At 64.9% G+C, this 20,101-nt stretch carries 17 protein-coding genes; 12 read left to right on the top strand and 5 right to left on the bottom strand.

Going from position 1 to position 20,101, the window contains the following annotated elements; translation table 11 throughout:
• Positions 1–112: 112 nt before the first annotated feature.
• The 5 genes from EWH12_RS01900 to EWH12_RS01880 all read left to right on the top strand — a co-directional run bounded on the left by EWH12_RS01900 (position 113) and on the right by EWH12_RS01880 (position 4,785).
• Positions 113–877, top strand: a complete 765-nt coding sequence (locus tag EWH12_RS01900) for an L-rhamnose 1-dehydrogenase Lra1 (RefSeq protein WP_129925523.1) — start codon at positions 113–115, stop codon at positions 875–877.
• Entirely contained in the window at positions 877–1,632 is a 756-nt protein-coding gene (locus tag EWH12_RS01895) for a (Fe-S)-binding protein (protein ID WP_242495919.1), read from the top strand. Before EWH12_RS01900 ends, EWH12_RS01895 begins: the two co-directional genes overlap by 1 nt.
• Complete coding sequence (locus EWH12_RS01890) at positions 1,629–3,023, top strand: lactate utilization protein B (protein WP_129925521.1); 1,395 nt, start codon at positions 1,629–1,631, stop codon at positions 3,021–3,023. The genes EWH12_RS01895 and EWH12_RS01890 overlap by 4 nt, the downstream gene beginning before the upstream one ends.
• A complete protein-coding gene (locus EWH12_RS01885) occupies positions 3,020–3,628 on the top strand; it encodes a LutC/YkgG family protein (RefSeq protein WP_066607062.1) in 609 nt (202 codons plus the stop codon). The genes EWH12_RS01890 and EWH12_RS01885 overlap by 4 nt, the downstream gene beginning before the upstream one ends.
• Positions 3,629–3,819: 191 nt before the next feature.
• Positions 3,820–4,785, top strand: a complete 966-nt coding sequence (locus EWH12_RS01880; protein ID WP_129925520.1) for an acyltransferase family protein — start codon at positions 3,820–3,822, stop codon at positions 4,783–4,785.
• Between the two features lie 35 nt (positions 4,786–4,820).
• On the opposite strand, the gene EWH12_RS01875 is transcribed toward EWH12_RS01880, so the two are convergent.
• Positions 4,821–5,387 carry a hypothetical protein gene (locus EWH12_RS01875; RefSeq protein ID WP_129925519.1) on the bottom strand — a complete coding sequence of 189 codons (567 nt, stop codon included), beginning with the start codon at positions 5,385–5,387 and terminating at the stop codon, positions 4,821–4,823.
• Positions 5,388–5,458: 71 nt separating this feature from the next.
• On the bottom strand, positions 5,459–6,736 hold the full coding sequence (gene purD / locus EWH12_RS01870; RefSeq protein ID WP_066607545.1) for a phosphoribosylamine--glycine ligase: 1,278 nt from the start codon (positions 6,734–6,736) through the stop codon (positions 5,459–5,461).
• Between the two features lie 7 nt (positions 6,737–6,743).
• Between purD and xseA the strand changes: the two genes are divergently transcribed.
• The 3 genes from xseA to EWH12_RS01855 are packed head-to-tail and all read left to right on the top strand — an operon-like array spanning position 6,744 to position 9,321.
• A complete protein-coding gene (gene xseA / locus EWH12_RS01865) occupies positions 6,744–8,237 on the top strand; it encodes an exodeoxyribonuclease VII large subunit (protein ID WP_129925592.1) in 1,494 nt (497 codons plus the stop codon).
• A 23-nt stretch (positions 8,238–8,260) separates the two neighbouring features.
• Positions 8,261–8,473 (top strand): DUF2093 domain-containing protein, encoded by a 213-nt coding sequence (locus EWH12_RS01860; protein ID WP_129925518.1) that lies wholly within the window; start codon positions 8,261–8,263, stop codon positions 8,471–8,473.
• Positions 8,470–9,321: a M23 family metallopeptidase gene (locus EWH12_RS01855; RefSeq protein ID WP_082679157.1), complete on the top strand. Its 852-nt coding sequence runs from the start codon at positions 8,470–8,472 to the stop codon at positions 9,319–9,321. Before EWH12_RS01860 ends, EWH12_RS01855 begins: the two co-directional genes overlap by 4 nt.
• Before the next feature lie 3 nt (positions 9,322–9,324).
• Here the strand turns inward: EWH12_RS01855 and EWH12_RS01850 are convergent, their stop codons facing one another.
• Positions 9,325–9,882 (bottom strand): hypothetical protein, encoded by a 558-nt coding sequence (locus tag EWH12_RS01850; protein WP_242495918.1) that lies wholly within the window; start codon positions 9,880–9,882, stop codon positions 9,325–9,327.
• Between the two features lie 397 nt (positions 9,883–10,279).
• Between EWH12_RS01850 and EWH12_RS01845 the strand changes: the two genes are divergently transcribed.
• A complete protein-coding gene (locus EWH12_RS01845; protein WP_129925517.1) occupies positions 10,280–13,315 on the top strand; it encodes a TonB-dependent receptor domain-containing protein in 3,036 nt (1,011 codons plus the stop codon).
• A 98-nt stretch (positions 13,316–13,413) separates the two neighbouring features.
• Here EWH12_RS01845 and EWH12_RS01840 read toward each other — a convergent pair whose 3' ends face one another.
• Entirely contained in the window at positions 13,414–14,448 is a 1,035-nt protein-coding gene (locus EWH12_RS01840) for a hypothetical protein (protein WP_129925516.1), read from the bottom strand.
• 112 nt (positions 14,449–14,560) lie between these two features.
• On the opposite strand from EWH12_RS01840, the gene EWH12_RS01835 reads away from it, so the two are divergent.
• The gene (locus EWH12_RS01835) at positions 14,561–15,841 is read left to right on the top strand and encodes an aspartyl/asparaginyl beta-hydroxylase domain-containing protein (RefSeq protein ID WP_207212345.1); all 1,281 of its coding nucleotides are present in this window, start codon (positions 14,561–14,563) and stop codon (positions 15,839–15,841) included.
• Positions 15,842–15,928: 87 nt separating this feature from the next.
• Positions 15,929–16,168, top strand: coding sequence for a hypothetical protein (locus EWH12_RS01830; RefSeq protein ID WP_422917708.1), 240 nt, complete (start codon positions 15,929–15,931; stop codon positions 16,166–16,168).
• 66 nt (positions 16,169–16,234) lie between these two features.
• Here the strand turns inward: EWH12_RS01830 and clpB are convergent, their stop codons facing one another.
• Positions 16,235–18,814 (bottom strand): ATP-dependent chaperone ClpB, encoded by a 2,580-nt coding sequence (gene clpB, locus EWH12_RS01825; protein WP_129925515.1) that lies wholly within the window; start codon positions 18,812–18,814, stop codon positions 16,235–16,237.
• A 181-nt stretch (positions 18,815–18,995) separates the two neighbouring features.
• Between clpB and EWH12_RS01820 the strand changes: the two genes are divergently transcribed.
• Entirely contained in the window at positions 18,996–20,099 is a 1,104-nt protein-coding gene (locus tag EWH12_RS01820) for a hypothetical protein (protein WP_129925514.1), read from the top strand.
• Positions 20,100–20,101: the final 2 nt, after the last annotated feature.

Here is a 20,101-nt window from a genome sequence, read left to right as displayed (position 1 = left end):
TCGAGAGCGGGACACCCCTCCGTCGGACGCTTCGCGCCCGCCACCTCCCCTTCCAGGGGAGGATTGTCATTTGCCTGCGACCCGAAATCTTTGAAGCAAGGAACACCACCCCATGAAGCTGCTTGAAGGCAAGACCGTCCTCGTCACCGGCGCATCGACCGGCATCGGCCGCGCCGCCGCGATCGGCGCGGCGCAGCATGGCGCCAATGTCGCGATCAACTATGCCCATAGCGACGGCCCCGCCCATAGCTGCGTGGCGGAGATCGAGGCGCTGGGCCAGCGGGCCATCGCGGTGAAGGGCGACGTCGCCGACCCGCAGACCGCGCAGGCCTTCGTGGCCAAGGCGGTGGAGGCGTTCGGCAAGGTCGATGTGATGGTCAGCAATGCGGGCATCTGCCCCTTCCATGCTTTCCTCGACATGCCGGTCGACGTGGTGGAGCGGACCTTCAAGGTGAACCTGCATGGCGCCTATTTCATGGTGCAGGCGGCCGCCCAGCAGATGGTGAAGCAGGGCCATGGCGGGTCGATCGTGGCCATATCCTCCATTTCCGCGCTGGTCGGCGGCGAATATCAGACGCATTACACCCCGACCAAGGCGGGCGTGCATTCGCTGATGCAGTCCACGGCCATTGCTCTTGGCAAGCATGGCATCCGCTGCAACAGCGTGCTGCCCGGCACCATCCTGACCGAGATCAACAAGGATGATCTGGCCGATGTCGAGAAGCGCGAATATATGGAGCAGCGCACGCCGCTGGGCCGCCTGGGGCAGCCGGAGGATCTGGCCGGGCCGATCGTCTTCCTGGCGTCGGACATGGCCGCCTATGTCACCGGCGCGGCGCTGCTGGTCGATGGCGGCATGTATGTAAATCTGCAATAATGACACGAACCGTCGCCCTGTTCGTCACCTGCCTGGTCGATCTGATCCGCCCCCGCATCGGCTTTGCCGCGATCCGCGCGCTGGAAGCGGCCGGGTGCGACGTGGTCGTGCCGGAAAGGCAGACCTGCTGCGGCCAGCCTGCGCTCAACAGCGGCGACCGGGACCATGCCGCCGCGCTGGCGAAGCAGACGATCGTGGCGCTGGAACCCTATGAGGCGATCATCGTCCCGTCAGGCTCCTGCGCGGGGACGATCCGCTGCCATTATCCCGAAATATTCGAACATGACGCGCATTGGCTGTCGCGCGCGCAGGCGGTGGCGGGCAAGACGTGGGAGGTCATGGCCTATCTGGATCAGGTCTGCGGGTGGAAACCGAAAGGCGTGACGCTGGACGCCAAGGCGACCTATCATGACAGTTGTTCGGGCCTGCGCGAACTGGGGATCAAGGCGCAGCCGCGCCGGTTGCTCAAGGCCATCGACGGCCTGACCTTCGCGCCCTTGGCCGGCGAGGAGACATGTTGTGGCTTTGGCGGCGCATTCTGCGTCAAATATCCCGCCATTTCCAACGCCATCGTTGGTGAGAAGGCGGATGCGATCGATGCTACGGGCGCTGACCTTTTGCTGGCGGGCGACCTGGGCTGCCTGATGAACATGGCGGGGAAGCTGCACCGCCGGGGCAGCAAGGTGCGCGCCTATCATGCGATCGAACTGATCGCCGGCATGGGCGACGGCCCGGCGATCGGGGAAGAGGCATGAGCGGCTTCACGGACCGCGCCGAGGCGGCGCTGGCCGACCCGATCCTGAAGATTGCGGTCGAACGCACCGCCGGCACGGCCGAGGCCAAGCGGGGCATCGCCATCGACGCCTTCCCCGATTTCGAGGCTGCCCGCAGCCGCGCCGCCGCCATCAAGGATCATGTGATTGCGCATCTGGGCGCCTATCTGGAACAGTTCGAGGCCAATGCCATCGCGGCAGGGGCCAAGGTTCATTGGGCGAGGACGGCCGACGAGGCCTGCGCAATCGTCATCGCTATCTGCAAGGCGGAGGGCGCGAAGAGCGTCGCGCGGTCCAAGTCGATGCTGGGGGAGGAGATCGGCCTGCCCCATGCGCTGGCCGAGGCCGGGATCGGCCGGGTCGAAACAGACCTGGCCGAACATATCATCCAACTGGCCGACGAGCGCCCGTCGCACATCATCTGGCCCGCCATGCACAAGACGCGCGATCAGGTGTCGGCGCTGTTCAAGGCGAAGCATCGCTCACCCCATCAGGAAGAGACGATCGCCGCCATGGCCGAAAGCGCGCGGCGCGAATTGCGCACGCAGATGCTGAACGCGGATGTCGGCATGTCGGGCGCGAATTTCCTGATCGCGGATAGCGGCGCGGTCTGCACCGTCACCAATGAAGGCAATGCCGAATTGTCGCTCGTGCCGCCGCGCGTCCATATCGTGACCGCGGGGATCGAGAAGATCGTGCCGTCCATGCCGCACGCCATCCATATGCTGCGGATGCTGGCGCGATCGGCCACCGGCGCGGCGCTGACCCAATATACGACCTTCTATACAGGGCCGAAACGCGCGGGCGACCGCGACGGGCCGGACGCGATGCATATCGTGCTGGTCGATAATGGGCGCACGAAAATGCGCGAGGAAGGGCTGGCGGAGATGCTGCGCTGCATTCGTTGCGGCGCGTGCATGAATCATTGCGTCGTCTTCCGCCAGATTGGCGGCCATGCTTATGGCGGCACCTATCCGGGACCGATGGGCGCGGTGTTGACGCCGGTGCTGGATGGGCTTGCACCCAATCGCGACCTTATCCATGCCTGCACCCTCAACGGCAAATGCCAGGAAGTATGCCCGGTGCGCATCCCGCTACCGACCCTGCTCAAGGGCTGGCGCGACAAGAGTTGGCGCGAGGGACTTGAGCCGACCTCCATGCGCGCGGGGCTGGGCCTGTGGGCCTGGATCGCGACGCGGCCGAGTCTTTATCGGCCGGTCACCACTATCGCCATGCGGGTGATGCGGCTTTTGGGGAAGAAGGGTTGGATCGCAAGCCTGCCACTCGCGGGCGGCTGGACCCGTCATCGCGACATGCCCAGACCCGCCGCGCAGACCTTCATGACGCAATATAAGAAGGCGCGCCGTCCATGAGCGCCCGTGACGCCATCCTCGCCCGGCTGAAAGGACCGTCGCCCGACCAGGCGGAGGCCGACGCGCTGCTGGTCGCGCCAGAGCGTCCGGCGGTGAACGAAGCGACGCTGGAGGCGGAATTTCTCGCCCGGCTCGCCCTGCCCAGCGTCAATGCAAGCCATGACGTCGTCGGGTCCATGGCGGACCTGCCCACCGCCATCGCCCGCTATCTGGCGGGACAGGGTGAAGCGCTCACGCTCTGCTTGCCCCCCGATCCGCGCCTGACGGCCTGCGACTGGGGCGGCTTCACCCTGCACGACAGCGCCGCGCCCGACGAAGCGGCCGTCCTCGCCATTGCGCGCAGGGGGATCGCGGAAACCGGGTCGCTAATCTTCGAAACCGGCCCGACCGCACCGATGCTGCCCAATTTCCTGGCGCTGCATCATATCGTGTTGCTGGCCGTACGCGACATCGCACCCCATCTGGAGAATGCCCCGCTGACCGGCCCGCAACCGCGCGCCCATTATTGGGTCACCGGCGTATCTGGCACCACTGATATCGAAGGCGCCTATGTCCGCGGCGCGCACGGCCCGCGCTTTCTGCATGTCATCCTCCTGCGGAATTGACCGCAAATCGGACCTTCATTCCACATTCAGGGAGGAGAGCATCGTACAAAAAGTGGGAACCGATTCTGCCTGGAGCGACGCAAAACCAAAAGGCATCGACAGCCGTTCCGCACATCATCCGTTCACCATTTTTTTTAAGGCGTCTGCAAGAACGGCGGATGCAGAATAGGGAGGGGCCGGGATTTATCAGCATGGGCAAAAATCCGTCGATTGACCTTCTCAAGGGGGTCTTGATCCTTTTGGTGATGGCCGGCCATGCCATGGAGCTTGCCCATCAGCAGCATCCGGCGCTGTGGATCGGCGCAGGTTTCCGGATGCCGTTGATGATCGGCATATCGGGCTATCTACTGAACGTCACCCGCACCCGCACCGAACAGACTGGCGTTCTGCTGGGCCGCTATGGCGAACGTATGTTGCTGCCCTGGCTGGTCGCGTCGATCATCTATCTGCTGGTGAGCGGCGGGTCCGTGTCGTGGACCGCCCCGCTGGACCTGCTGCTGCGTCCGCCCTTCCACCTCTGGTATGTGCCGGTCCTCTTCTTCCTGATCCTGATGACGCGCCTCCTTCCCTTGCCGCCGCTGCTGCTGCTGGCGATCGGTGCGCCGATCAGCCTGGCGACCATGTATGGCTTCGGCCTGGATCATGGGCCGGTCGGGGTCAGCCTGCTGTCGCCTGACAGCCGTTTCCTGCGCTTTCCAGTCTATTTCTTCTTTGGCATGTTGATGGCGGAAAGGGGGTTGCCGACCCGCTATCTGGGCGTCGCGTTGCTGGTCATGGCATTGGGCTTGGTCTGGTGGGCGGGCCAGCAGGGCAGCGGCAACGGGCTGGCCTATGTTCCGGCGCGGCTGATGATGTGCCTGGGCCTGATTGCGCTGCTGCCCAGATTGTCGGCGCTGCGCCTGTCCTTCGCCCCGCTCAATCGCGTCGGCCGGGACAGCCTGTTCTTCTATCTCTGGCACCCGCTGGTGATGGGGGTGGCGCTGGCAAGCGGCGCGCGCGCGACGGTGACGCTGGCGCTGTCGATCCTGATCCTGCTGTTCGCCAGCCGCCTGCTCGCGCCGAGCGCGCTGATCCGCCGCCTGGTCGGCAGCGCACCGCCGTCGCGGGCCGTCATCGTGGCGCAGCCGGCGCCGGACGCGGCGCCGCAGCCAGCCTGACGGAACAGGCTGGCCTTTGCTCATCTCAAATGAGGTCAGAGCTTGCCATATTTGGCTTCGAAGCCGGCAATGTCGCCAGCGGCGAGATATTTGGCTTGATCGACCCATTGATCGCGCACCGGGCGGCCCTTGAAATTGCCGAGCTTCGCGTCGATCGCAGCGATGTCGGCATCGCCCCATGCGGCGATCTGGGCGTAGCGGGTGACGCCCAGTTCGATCAGCAAGGTCTTGAGTTTGGGACCGACCCCCTTGAGGCGCAGCAGGTCGTCATGCTCATCCCCGACCGCCGCGATGGCGGGCGAGACGGGAATAGGCGACGGCGCAACTGGTTCCGGCGCGGGCATCGGTTCAGCGACAGGTTCGACCGGCGCGATCGGCTCCACAGGCGCGACAGGCTCCACCACGACCGGCGCGGGAGCGACCGGCGCGGCAATGATCGGATCGACAAATGGGGTGGGCGCCGGGGGGGACGCGGCGCCGGGGACGGACGGTTCGACCGGTTCTTCCGCCTTGCGCTTGCCCGACAGCAGGAAGACCAGCGCGATGACGACCAGCAATGCGACCAGCAGCCACAATCCATAGTCCATGAAGAATTCCTGCATCGCGCTCCGTCTCCCCTGCCAAATCCTTACGCTATTTAAGGATGCTTTGCCGCCCGCTGCAAGAGCATGGCCTATTGCGCTTCGCGCGCGACCTCCCGCCAGCCGATGTCACGGCGGCAGAATCCGGTCGGGAAATCGAGCGCGTCCACCGCGGCATAGGCCGCCGCCTGCGCCGCGCCGACCGTATCCGCGGTCGCGGTGACGTTGAGGACGCGCCCGCCATTGGCGACCAGCGCGCCGTTTTTTTCCGCGGTGCCGGCGTGGAAAATCTTCGCCCCGCCCTGCTGCGCCGCGTCGATGCCGCCGATCGGGCCGCCCTTGTCGGGCGTGCCGGGATAGCCGTTGGCCGCCATGACGATGGTCAGCGCGGTGCGATCCGCCAACTGGACCGGCCCCTGATCGGCCAGCGTCCCTTGCGCCACGGCGAGCAGCAGGTCGATCAGATCGCCGTCAAAGCGGGTCATCAAGACCTGGCATTCAGGGTCGCCGAAACGCGCATTATATTCGATCAGCTTGGGGCCGTCCGTCGTCAGCATCAGGCCGGCATAGAGGACGCCCGAATAAGGCATCCCTTCCGCCGCCATCGTCTCGACGGTCGGCCGGATGATCGTGTCGATCACATCGGCCTCCAGTTCCGGCGTCAGCACGCGGGCCGGGCTATAGGCTCCCATGCCGCCGGTATTGGGGCCGGTGTCGCCGTCGCCGACGCGCTTATGGTCCTGGGCCGATCCGAAGGGCAGGATCGCGACGCCATCGGTCAGCGCGAAGAAGCTGGCTTCCTCTCCGGTCATGAACTCTTCGAGCACCACTTCCTCCCCCGCTGCGCCGAATGCGCCTGAGAACATGGTGTCGAGCGCTTCGATCGCTTCGTCACGGGTTTGCGCGATGATGACGCCCTTGCCCGCGGCCAGCCCGTCGGCCTTGATGACGACTGGCAGGGTGAAATCGTCGAGCGCGGCGACCGCGCCATCCTTGCTGGAGACGCGGACATAGGCGGCGGTGGGGATGTTGGCGCGCTGGCACAGATCCTTGGTGAAGCCCTTCGATCCTTCCAATTGCGCCGCTTTCTTGTTGGGGCCGAACACCGGCACGCCCATGGTGCGCAGATTGTCGGCGAGGCCATCAACCAGCGGCGCTTCCGGCCCGATCACCACCAGGCCGATCGAATGGCGGATGCAAAAATCCATCGTCGCGCGATGATCCGTCGCGTCGAGGTCGACCAAAGTGGCGTGCTCGGCTATGCCCGGATTGCCCGGCGCGGCGTAGAGCGTATCGAGCCGGGGCGATTGCGCCAGCTTCCACGCCAGCGCATGTTCGCGGCCGCCGCCGCCAAGCAAAAGGATGTTCATGTCGCCCATGTCCCCGGAATTTGATGTCTATGACAGTTCGGCCCGCCTGTTAGCGGAGGAACGCGCAGGGGACAACGCGGCGGCGCTCAGCGTCAGCGAATTGTCGGGCCTGCTCAAGCGCACGGTCGAGGACCGGTTCGGCCATGTGCGGCTGCGCGGCGAGATTTCGGGCTTCAAGCGGGCGGCGTCCGGGCATCTCTATCTGGCGCTGAAGGACGAAAATGCGGTGCTGGACGGCGTGATGTGGAAGGGGGGGGCGCAGCGGCTGGCCTTTTCGCCGCAGGACGGGGTCGAGGTGATCGCGACCGGCAAGCTGACCACCTATCCGGGGCGATCCAAATATCAGATCGTGATCGAGCGGATGGAACTGGCGGGCGAAGGCGCGCTGATGGCGTTGCTGGAGAAACTCAAAGCCAGACTCGCGGGCGAAGGGTTGTTCGCGGTCGAACGCAAGAAGGCGCTGCCTTTCCTGCCGCGCACGATCGGCGTCGTGACGTCGCCGACCGGCGCGGTGATCCGCGACATATTGCATCGGCTGGCCGATCGTTGCCCGACCAATGTGCTGGTCTGGCCAGTGCTGGTGCAGGGCCAGGGCGCGGCCGAGCAGGTGGCGCGGGCGGTGCGGGGATTCAGCGCGATGGACGGCGGCGGCCCCCTACCCCGCCCGGACCTGGTGATCGTGGCGCGCGGCGGCGGGTCGATCGAGGATCTGTGGAGCTTCAACGAGGAGATTGTCGTCCGCGCGGTCGCCGATTGCACGATTCCGATCATATCGGCGGTGGGTCATGAGACGGATACGACCCTGTGCGACTATGCCGCCGACCGGCGCGCGCCTACGCCCACGGCCGCCGCCGAAATGGCGGTGCCGGTGCGTGCGGAATTGCTGGCGGGATTGACCGAGATGGGCCTGCGGGCGGGCCGCGCGGTGCGCCGCGGCGCGGCGCAGGCGCGGGAACGACTGGAGATGCAGGCGCGGCTGATGCCCACGCCCGACATGCTGCTCAGCCCCCAGCGGCAGCGGCTGGATGACGCCAGTGCGCGGCTCAATCGCGGCCTGAGCCACCGGCTCGTGGTGGCGCGCGCGCATCTCAATGAAGCGGGCGGCGCGCTGCGACCGGCCCTGTTGCGCCAGCATGTGCAGCGCGCGGGCGAACGGCTCGACCGGCTGAAGCTGCGTCCCGACTATCTGCAACGCGCTTTGTCCGATCGGGCCATCGTCTTGGACCGGGTATCGCGCCATTTCGCCTCGCTCGATCCCGATCGGCCGCTGCAAAAAGGCTATGCGCGTGTGATGGCGCAGGGGCGGCTGGTCCAGTCGGTGGCGGCGGCGCAGGCGGCGGGCCAGGTGACGCTGCATTTCAAGGATGGCGCCGTGGACGCCGCCATTGGCGATGCGCCGCCGCTTGAGAAGCGCCCGCCGGTCGCTATATCCCCTTCATCGCGGCCCGTGCGCAAGACGCGCGAGGCGGACGAAACGCCGCAGCAGGATCTATTTTCCTGATGCGGCGAAGAAAGGCCTGACCCATGTTGATGTCGAACAGCGACCGGATCGCCCGGCTCCATTATATGCCCTATAGTTTCCGCGTGTTGCAGGCGGGCGACCATGTCCTGTGCGCCGTGACCGGGCAAAGAATCGCGCTGGAGGATTTGCGCTATTGGAGCATCGCGCGGCAGGAACCCTATGCCAGCGCCGATGCGTCGGTGCAGGCGGAATTGCGGGCGCGCGGGCCGCGATGAGGCGGATCGGCCTGGCGCTGCTGCTGGCGTGCGCCGGCGCGGCCGTCGCGCAGCCCGGCGCTCGTCCCGTGGCGACACGGACCGATTTTCAGCTGACCGGCGCGGCGACGCAGGGCGGCCTGCTGGTCGGCACCGCGCCGGCCGGGACGGTCGCACTCAAGCTGGACGCGCAATTGGTGCCGGTGGACGCCGACGGGCGTTTCCTGATCGCGTTCGACCGCGATGCCGCGCCGACCGCGCGCCTGGTCGCCCGGCTGCCTGACGGACGAACGGTCGAGCGCGCGTTGACCGTTGCCCCCCGCGCCTGGCGGATCGAGCGGATCGACGCGCCGATGCGGCCGACCAAGAGCACCGAGGCCTTTCTGGCGATGCGCAAGCCGGAACTGGAGGCGATCGCCGCCGCGCGGGAGACGGTGACGGACGCGCAAGGGTGGCGACAGCGCTTCATCTGGCCGCGCATCGGGCGGATATCGGGGCTGTTCGGATCGCAGCGCGTCTATCAGGGGACGCCTGGCGCCTATCATGGCGGCGTCGATGTGGCGGGCGCGACGGGCGCGCCAGTGGTCGCGCCGGCCGACGGTGTGGTGATCCTGGCGGCGGCGGACAAGCCTTTCTCGCTGGAGGGGCATTTGCTGATGATCGACCATGGCCACGGCCTCAACAGCGCCTTCCTGCACCTGTCGCGGATCGACGTGAAGGTCGGCGAGTCTGTGGCGCAAGGGCAACGCATCGGCGCAGTCGGCGCGACGGGGCGCGCGACCGGGCCGCATCTCCATTGGGGGATGAAATGGAGCGAAGCGCGGATCGACCCGATGCTGGTCGCCGGGCCGATGCCGAACGGCCTGTAAGGGTCAGCTCACCCGCTTCATGCGCACGGCCCGGCCGCCCTCGACCTTGCCCATGAAGCTGCCCATGGCGGCGCGCTTCAACTCGATCTTCTGGCCCGGCTTGGGGTCGCGCGCGGTCATCGCCTCGGTCGTCATCCACTGAGCGCCGTCCTCCAGACCGATCTGCCACTTGCCATAGCCCAGGCTGCGGACCGACGCGATCACGGCGTCGATATGGGTGACCCCTTCCGCCTGCGGCTTGTCGCCATCATCATCGTCGCCCCCGTCCAGGAAGGGCAGTTTGGGGAAGGAAAAGCCGAACAGCGTCTTGCGCGTCCTGTTGAGTTCGCTCTTGTCGAGCACCACCACTTCGTCGCGCTGGGCGGCGACGTCCATCGCGCCGACCTGCTGGTCGAAACAGGCGAGGCGCGCGCTATTGTCCGTTATGGTGCGACACTGGAGCAGGTTTGTGAAGATTTCCGGCCGGGGCTGTTGCTTGGGCGCGGCCTGCGCCTGTCCGATGCCGACCACAAGGCACAGAGATAGAGATAGCGCCAATATCCTGCCGCGCTTGCCGTTCATATCCGCTTTTCCTTCGCCGAACCACCTGATGCGCTTTAACATGCACCCGTAAACGATGACGTCAATATGACAGCCCCGGCCGATCCAGGCGGATGGTAGCGCCACATTCGGTGGGTTGCTCCGCAGCCTGATGCATGATTGCTACATCCTATTGTAACTTCGTGTAATTATCTTGCAATACAGGCGTAAAACAGCCGGCGTTGCCGCTTGTTGCATTTATGATACAGCCACATCCAAAAGCGGCCGTCGCCCTTTTCCACCGCTTTACAGCGCCCTGAACCCCGCGCAGTTTCGGGGTCATCCATATGGGGGGATCGCTGTCGGGCACCATATCCCTCTGTACGGGCCACATCTGTGGCAGGCTATCTGCCAAACTCCAGAGCAAGGGACTGGAACCGTGAAAACATTTTCGAAGAGGGCACTATTGCGTGCCAGCGCCGCACCGGCGATTCTGGGCGCGTCGCTGATCGCGACGGCTGCGTTCGCACAGGACGCACCGCAGGCGGCGGAAGCCGAAGCGGGCGACACCATCATCGTCACCGGATCGCTGATCAAGAATCCGAACCTGGCGCGTTCGACCCCGGTCACCGCCACCACGGCTGACCAGATCGAACTGAAGCAGAACAACACCGCCGAAGAAATCCTGCGTGAAATTCCGGGCATCGTTCCCAGCATCGGCACGGCCGTCAACAACGGCAACGGCGGCGCATCCTACGTCAACCTCCGTGGCCTGGGCGAGAATCGCAACATCGTCCTGCTGAATGGCGATCGTCTGGCGCCTGCCGGGCTGGCCGGCATCTTCGACCTTAACAACGTGCCTCTGGCGCTGGTCGAGCGCGTCGACGTCTTGACCGGTGGCGCATCGACCACCTATGGCGCGGACGCCATTTCGGGCGTCGTCAACTTCGTGACGAAGAATGATTTCGCGGGCCTGGAAGCAAACGTCTCCAACCAGCTGACCGAGCAGGGCGACGGCAATTATGTCCGCGCCGATCTTACGCTGGGCGCCAACTTCGACGATGGTCGCGGCAATGTCGTGTTCAGCGTTGGCTATCAGCAGTCGGACCCGGTCTATCAGGGCGACCGTTCCTTTTCTGCTCTGAATATCGATTCCTACACCGGCGTCGTCGGCGGCGGTTCGGGCACGTCCACCCCTTCGCGCTTCTCCAACACCAACCCGTCGGGCACTGCCGGCGGCAACGGCAACCGTCAGGTGACCGCCGATGGTACGGCTTTCCGTCCTACCACCGCGTTCGACGCTTATAACTTCAACCCCTTCAACGTGTTCCAGACGCCGTTCGAGCGTTTCAACATGTATGGCGCGGGCCGTTACGAAGTCAGCGACGCTGTCGAAGTCTATAGCCGTGGCATCTTCTCGAAGAACACCGTCAGCACGATCATCGCCCCGTCGGGCGCGTTCGGCATCGGCGTTCAGGTTCCGCTGAGCAACCCCTATCTGACTGCTGCGCAGCGCAATGCCTTCTGCGGCCGTAATATCGCGTCGCCGGCCGACATCGCCGCCGGCGTATACACGCCGCTGTTCACGCAGGCAGAATGCACCGCGGCCGCCACGGCGACCGACCCCAACGACCCGAATTATCGCGAAGTGACCACGGCCTTCTCGCGCCGCGCCACTGAATTGGGTCCGCGTATCTCGGACTTCACCACCACCTTCTTCGATTACAAGATCGGCGCGCGTGGCGGCATCACCGACACGATCGACTGGGATGTTTCGGGCGCCTATGGCGAAAGCGAGCAGATCCAGACCCAGAAGGGCTATTGGCTCAACAGCCGCGTCCGTCAGGCGCTGCTGGCGACCAACACCGAAACCTGCCTGACCGACACCAACGGGTGCGTGCCGCTCAACGCCTTTGGCCCCGACGGTTCGATCAACTCGGCGATGAATGGCTTCCTGAACGCCAACAGCCAAGTGACGACCAAGACCTCGCTCGCGCAGGTGCATGGCACGATCAACGGCGACTTTGGCGTGGCTTCGCCTTTTGCCAGCGATTCGATCGCTTTCGCGGTCGGTGGCGAATATCGTAAGTATCAGGCGAGCCAGGAATCCGATCTTCTGTCGCAGTCCGGAGATCTGGGCGGCGCAGGCGGTGCGGCACCGAACATCGACGGCGGCTATGACGTGTACGAAGCCTTCGGTGAACTCGTTCTGCCGCTGGTTCAGGACAAGCCCTTCTTCCAGGATCTGACGCTGGAAGCTGGTATTCGTTACTCAAAGTACAGCGTCGATGCTGCGACAAATCCGAGCTACAAGACGACGACCTGGAAAGCAGGCGGTAGCTGGACCCCTGTCGATGGCTTCAAGATCCGCGGCAACTATGCCCGTGCGGTTCGTGCGCCTAACATCGATGAGCTCTTCTCGCCGCAGAACACGCTTCTGACCAACTTGGGCACCGATCCTTGCTCGGGTTCGGCTCCGCTCGGAAATGCCAATCTGGCGGCAATCTGCCTTGCCCAAGGCGCCCCTGCCAACACGATCGGTGCGATCACCAACGATCCGGCTGGCCAGGTTAACTACACCGGCGGCGGCAATCTCGCCCTCGGCCCGGAAAAGTCCAACAGCTGGACCCTGGGTGCAGTATGGCAGCCTGACTTCGTGCCCGGTTTTTCGGCGACGGTTGACTACTACAACATCAAGATCACCGGCGCGATCACCGAGCCCACTCCGGGCGACGCGATTTCGGCATGCTTCGATAACATCTCGGCTTCCAGTGCAACCAGCGCGGCCTGTACCTCGATCCGTCGCAACCCGCTGACCGGCGAGTTGTTCGGTGAAGCGGCTACGACGCCGGGTCTGCTGCTGGCCAAGTCGAACCTGGGCAAGCTGTCCACCGATGGTATCGATTTCTCGCTGAACTACAGCAAAGATGTCGGCTTCGCCAACCTGTCGCTCAGCCTGACCGGCAACTGGACCAACAGCTCGAAGTTCCAGGCGACATCGACGTCGATCAACCGCGAGTGTGTTGGCTATTATTCGGTCAACTGCGCGTCGATCCAGCCTGAATGGCAGTTCTCGCAGCGCACCACGCTGGCCTTCAAGTCGTTCGACCTCTCGCTGCTGTGGCGCTATATCGACAAGGTGAACTTCGAGCCTCAGCAGCTTGCTGATGACCTCGCCGCTGCCTTGACCGATCCGGCTGGTTGCCCCAATCCGACGGGTGCCGACGAAGGTGGTTGCATGATCGATCCTGCGTTCCGCGAAATCAAGGCGGAGCATTATTTCGACCTGACTGGCCGTTTCCATGTCAGCGACGAAGTGACGATCACCATGACCGTCCAGAACCTGCTGGACAACAAGCCCAAGATCGTGGGTGCCGGCATCGGTTCCACGGCATATAACAGCGGCAACGTCTATCCGTCGACCTACGACGCGCTGGGCCGCCGCTATGCCATCGCGGCCAAGCTGCGCTTCTGATCCTTCGATAAAGCCAGGAAAAAGAAAGGGCCGGTGGAAACACCGGCCCTTTTCTTATGCGTTTGCGGTCAGTCGGACGGTGGCCGACCCTGCCGCGATCAAGCCAGCAGCGGATTGGGCAAGGCCATCGCGATGCCGCCATTGTCCGCCAGCACCCGCGCCCAATGCGCGACCTTCTCCACCTCTTCGCCATGAAGCTCCAGGCCGCGCTGTGCCTCCTGCGCGCGGTGGCCCGGCGCGAAATCGGCGCCATCCTTGGCATTGCGCGCGAAGATCGGCCCGTTGACAATGGTCGCGATCGCGCGCTCGTCCAGCGCCAGGCCGAACAGCCGGGCGAGCGCCGCAAGACTGTCCCCCGGACGCGCCACCAGCGTTTCACTGTCGAGCGTCGCCACCCGATCGCCCAGCTTCATGGCGATATCCTGAAACTGCCGTTGCTGCGCCAGCCAGCCGGCGGCCGCGACCTGGATGTCGGTGAGGCCCAGATAATCGTCGGGCGCGATGCCCAGCGGCGCCAGCATCCCTTCGCGCAGCAACTTGCCGAAAAGGTCGCGCACCCACAGGCGGCCCCACATGCCCTTGCGCGCGATCGAGGCGAGATAGGCGTCGAGCGGGGCGTGCAGCAGCAGCGCACGTGCCTGCGGCCGCAATCCCAATAGGGCGGGGATCAGCGGGTTGACGATGTTGGAGGGCTTGACCACCACCGCCTCGCCGGGCGCGAAGGGCCGCGCGAGCAGGCGCAGCCCCTCATCAAGCACCCGCGCGACGTCCGGCCCTTTTGCGCCGCGATGTCGCCAGCCGATCAGGTCGTTGAGCAGCACCGGCTCCTTCAGGCCCATTGCGACGCCGGGATAGTCGAAGGCGGCGGCGAGCAGGGTCGAGCAGCAATAGGCCGAATGGAAGAGGAAATGGATCGGCGCGGGGGCCGGCGCATCCAGCATGGCGTCGACGCGGCGCAGCACCAATGGCGCATCGTCCTCGCCCAGATGCTGGTCGGTCAGGAACGGGGTTTCTGCGTGCCTGGCGCGCCGCACATGTCGCAAATGCACCGCGTCATGACCGGGATCATAGCGGTGTGCGAGCCATTCGGCATTGGCCATGATGTCGCGGGTCGATGGTAAGGAGGCCGTCATGCCTCCCGCCTTCGCATGGGTTTTTCGCATGTACAAGTCATGCGGGATTACGGCCCCTTGCCAGCGCATGGGCTTCTGGTAGCGATGGACGGGCAAGAGGCTGGGGAGCTTTATGGACGTAACGGTCGGGCGGTTGCTGCAACAGGCGATCGAGGCACGGCGGCAGGGCCGGGACGCAGAGGCGGATCGCATAGTGGGCAAGGCGCTAACGCGCCGGCCGGGCGAACCGCAACTGCTGAACCTGCGGGGGCTTATCGCGCTGGACCGTCAGGATTTCGCGGCGGCGCGCGTCCATTTCGTCGCAGCGGCACAGGTCGATCCAGGCGAGGCCGCTTTATGGATGAACGTCGCCTCGGCCGAACGTGGCCTGGGCGCGGCGGAAGCGGAACGGGCTGCGTTGAGCCGGGCGATCGCGATCGACCAGCGCAACCTGATGGCGCAGATTCGCATGGCGCAATTGCAGCAACGGCTGGACGAGGCGCAAGGCGCAGCCGACAGCTGGAACAAGGTGCTGGCGCTGACCACTGGCATGGCCGACATTCCGCCTCAACTGCTGGAGATACTGGCGCAGGCCCGCCGCTTCGTCGGCGACCATCATGCGCGCTTCGCCGCTTTCGTGGAAGCGGGATTGGCCGACCGGCTGCGCAGCGCCGACGCGCTGACGCAGCGCCGGTTCCAGGCGTGCCTGGACCGGGAGTTCGGGCGCCGCACCCTCTATCAAAACCAATGTTCCGGCCTGCATTACCCCTTCTTGCCCGCCGACGAATTTTTCGATCGAGCGCATTTCCCGTGGATGGCGCAGTTGGAGGCGCAAGCCGATGCGATCCGCGCCGAATTTCTGGCGTTGATCGCGAAAGATGGCGGCGCGGTCCGCCCCTATGTGCGACAGGAGGCGGGGACGCCGGAAAATAAATGGACCGCGCTCGACGGATCGCTTGATTGGGGCGCGTCCTTCCTGTGGGAATATGGCGTGCGCAACGAAGCGATCTGCTCCGCCTGTCCGCAAACGGTCGCCGCGCTGGAGGCGCTGCCCCGCGCCGACATTCCCGGCCGTGCGCCGTCCGCCTTCTTTTCGCTGCTCAAGCCCAAAAGCCGGATTCCCGCGCATACCGGCGTCACCAACAGCCGCGCCATCGTCCATTTGCCGCTGGTCGTGCCGCCGGGCTGCTTATTTCGGGTCGGTGGCGAAACGCGGGCCTGGGAAGAAGGCGTCGCCTTCGCCTTCGACGACACGATAGAGCATGAAGCGTGGAACGAGAGCGAGCATGTCCGCGCCGTGTTGATATTCGACGTGTGGAACCCGCATTTGTCGCTTGAAGAGCAGCAATTATTGAAGCAATTCTATGCCACAGCCGATGCGAGCAAGACGAGTGACGTCCGCGCGACCATCTGATCGACGGCAGGCAGCGGGGTTCACGCGAAGAGGCAGGACCAGCCAGGCCGCCTTTCTGGGAGATTATAGGTGCGTATTTTGAAAACCATGATGGCCGCCAGCTTGTTCGCCATGGCGATGCCAGCGCTGGCGCAGGACAAGCCAGCGCTGGATCGCAACGATCCGAATGCCACCCGTTGCAAGCGAATCGCCGTCACCGGATCGCTGGTGCGCAAGGAGCGCATCTGCAAGACCAATGCGGAATGGCGGGCGATGAGCGAGCAGCAGAATCGTGACGCCGACGATTTGATTACCCGCAGCCGAGCGGGCATGAACCCAAGCGGCTGATCGCTTCCGCTTTTTCTGCGCCATGAGGGAGAAAGGCCCGCCGATCGATTCGGCGGGCCTTTTGCCTTATACCACCGTCAGCTTCAGCGCGCCGTCGCCATCCTCCACGCGGACCGTCGATCCGTCCGGCGCTTCGCCGCGCAGGATGAGATCGGCCAGCGGGTCTTGCAGGTAACGCTGCACCGCGCGCTTCAAAGGCCGCGCGCCATAGACCGGATCATAGCCGACCCGGCCGAGCCAGGCACGCGCCTCGTCAGTCAGATCGAGCACGATCTTGCGATCCTTGAGCAGCTTGCCGATACGCGCCACCTGGATATCCACGATCGGGGCCATATGGGCCGCGCCCAGACGGTGGAACAGGATTACTTCGTCCAGCCGGTTCAGGAACTCCGGGCGGAAATGGGCGCGGACGATGTCCATTACCTGATCCTCGACCTTTTCCACCGGCTCGTCATCGGCCAGGCCGGTGAGATATTGGCTGCCCAGGTTCGACGTCAGCACGATGATCGTGTTGGTGAAGTCCACTGTGCGTCCCTGCCCGTCGGTCAGGCGGCCGTCGTCCAGCACCTGGAGCAGGATGTTGAACACGTCGCCATGCGCTTTCTCCACTTCATCGAACAGCACGACCTGATAGGGGCGACGGCGGACGGCTTCGGTCAGGACGCCGCCTTCCTCATAGCCGACATAGCCCGGCGGCGCGCCGATCAGGCGGGCGACGCTGTGCTTCTCCATGAACTCGCTCATGTCGATGCGCACCATCGCGCTGTCGTCGTCGAACAGGAATCCTGCCAGCGCCTTGGTCAGCTCGGTCTTGCCGACGCCGGTGGGGCCAAGGAAGAGGAAGGAGCCGAGCGGGCGGTTGGGGTCTTGCAGGCCGGCGCGGCTGCGGCGCACCGCGGTCGACACGGCCTTGACCGCATCGGCCTGCCCGATGACGCGCTTGCCCAGCGTTTCTTCCATCGCCAGCAGCTTTTCGCGCTCACCCGTCATCATCCGTTCGACCGGGATGCCGGTCCAGCGGGCGACGACGCCGGCAATATCCTCCGCCGTCACTTCCTCGCGCAGCATAGCGCCTTCCGACGCGGTTTCCGCTTCGGCGAGCCGCTTTTCGAGCGCGGGGATGCTGCCATAGGACAGCTCGCTCATCTTCGCGAGGTCACCCGCGCGCTGGGCCTGCTCCAGTTCTAGCCGGGCGGCGTCGAGCTGTTCCTTGACCCTGGCTTCGCCGGCGATCTTGTCCTTTTCCGACTGCCAGCGCGTGGTCAGCGCGGCGGATTGCTCCTCCAGATTGGCGAGATCTTCCTCCAGCGTGGTCAGGCGGTCAGCGGACGCCTTGTCCGTCTCCTTCTTCAGCGCCTCTCGCTCGATCTTGAGCTGGATGATGCGGCGGTCGAGATTTTCGATCTCCTCCGGCTTGGATTCGACCTCCATGCGCAGGCGGCTGGCGGCCTCGTCCATCAGGTCGATCGCCTTGTCGGGCAGGAAACGGTCAGTGATGTAGCGGTTGGAGAGCGTCGCCGCGCTGACGAGCGCGCCGTCAGTGATCCGCACGCCATGGTGCAGCTCATATTTCTCCTTCAGGCCGCGCAGGATGCTGATCGTGTCCTCGACCGTTGGTTCGCCGACGAAGACCGGTTGGAAGCGGCGCTGGAGGGCGGGGTCTTTTTCGACATATTTGCGATATTCGTCGAGCGTGGTCGCACCGATGCAGTGGAGTTCGCCGCGGGCGAGCGCGGGCTTGAGCAGATTGCCCGCGTCCATCGCGCCTTCGCTTTTACCCGCGCCGATCAGCGTGTGCATTTCGTCGATGAACAGGACGATCTGACCGTCCGCGCCCTTCACTTCGTCCAGCACGCCCTTGAGGCGCTCCTCAAACTCGCCGCGATATTTGGCGCCCGCGATCAGCGACCCCATGTCGAGCGCCATCAGGGTGCGGTCCTTGAGCGTGTCGGGCACGTCGCCATTGGCGATGCGCAGGGCGAGGCCTTCGGCGATCGCGGTCTTGCCGACGCCGGGGTCGCCGATCAGGACGGGGTTGTTCTTGGTCCGGCGGGCAAGAATCTGGATGGTGCGACGGATTTCCTCGTCGCGGCCGATGACGGGATCGAGCTTGCCCGCGCGCGCCGCTTCGGTGAGGTCGCGGGCGAATTTCTTGAGCGCGTCGTAGCGATCCTCCGCGCCCGCCGTGTCGGCGGTGCGTCCACCGCGCAAGGCATTGATCGCAGCGTTGAGCGCTTCGGCCTTCACCCCGGCGGCGGCCAGCGCCTTGCCCGCGGTCGTGGTGGTGGCGAGAGTGAGCGCGAGCAGCAGCCGTTCGACGGTGACGAAGCTGTCGCCCGCCTTCGCCGCGACCTGCTCGGCGCTGTCGAGGACGCGCACGGCGTCATTGTCGAGGCCTGGCGTCTGCTGCGCGCCGGAGCCGGACACGACCGGCACCTTGGCCAGCGCCGCGTCGATGTCGCGCAACGCGACTTGCGCCGAGCCGCCCGCCGCCTTGATGAGGCCGGACGCCATGCCCTCGCTGTCCTCCAGCAGCGCCTTCAACAGATGGTCCGGGCCGATCCGCTGATGGCTCATGCGGATCGCGACAGTTTGCGCCGATTGCAGGAAACCCTTGGCGCGGTCGGTGAATTTTTCGAGGTTCATGATAGCCCCTTGGAGTGAATTGCCCCTGATGTAGTGTTGCCCAATAGCAACACAAGAGCGGAAACAGACTTTGTCGCCCACCGCGGTAAGCCCGGCACCTTCGCACCATCTAGGCAGATCCGATTTCTTCTTCTAATCGATTCCACCGGGTCGCACCGCATTATTCCGGGGGGAAAATTTCGTGAAGCGACTCGTCATTCTAGCGGCCATGCTGGCTTCCACGCCGGCAGCCTATGCCAACACCCATTGCGACGCCGTCGGGGGCTACACGATCGGCGCATCGCCGATCGGCCTGGTTCCGGGCACCTATATTCCCTATATCGATGCGACTGGCGTAGAACGGATCAACGTACCCACTGTGACGGGCGGCATCGTGCCGTTGCGCACCAGCCAGTTGACGACTCTCGGCATTCCCTTTTCCTTTGCAAACAGCACACCGCTGCAACTGAGCTGCGGTAGCCCCGACAGCGCCAATTTCCGGGCGGTCGCCGATGCGCTGGACATGGATTTCGATTTCGACTTGGACGGCGATTCAGACACGATCGGCGGCGCGGCGACGGCGTGGAGCGTCGCCAATGAGGATGGCCAGCGTTTCGACCTTAAATATGCCAAGGGCATCCGTCTGTCGGAACGCAACCGCACCCGCTTGCTGATCACCGTCCCGGCGCGATATCTGAACGTCAACAGCACGGCCGGCGGCCTTGCCAGCGCGCATGGCGGCCTGAAGGCCTTTTCGATCGGGCTGGGCGTGGGCGTGCAGATTCCGGTCAGCACCAATTGGTGGCTGACCCCGCGCGTGTCCTATACCGCCACCGACGCCAGCAAGGGGCTGGGCGGCGATGGTGAACTGGCGTCGGCGACCCTGTCCAGCAACTATCGCTTTGCCGGCATCGGGCGTGGCGAACTGACCATGGGCAATCTGGTCGGCTATACCCAGACGGTCCGCACCGGCATCACCAGCCAGGACAGCGCCGACTATTTCAAGCAGCGCAACTGGTGGTTCCGTAACGGGCTGGCCTATCAGTTGCCATTGGGCGGCCGGATGTTCGGGCGCCAGACGTCGCTGCGCACCAGCTATGTCTTCACCCTGGGCGCCAAGGACACGATGGCGTTCGAGCAGGTGCATGAAGCCGCGATCAATTTCGGTTTCCGCATGCGCGAGACGGAGCAGCGCGCGGGCAGCGACCTGCTGCGCGTTGGTTTGCTCTACACCCATGCGAAGAACGAATATTTCAAGAATGCAGATTATGACTCGCTGACTCTGACGGTCGGCTACCGCTTCTGATT

Origin of the sequence: Sphingobium cupriresistens (genome assembly GCF_004152865.1) — a bacterium.
In the GTDB taxonomy this organism is placed as follows: Bacteria; Pseudomonadota; Alphaproteobacteria; order Sphingomonadales; family Sphingomonadaceae; genus Sphingobium; species Sphingobium cupriresistens.
Note: the sequence above shows the minus strand (reverse complement) of the source record. Positions and strands in the feature narration are given on the sequence as shown.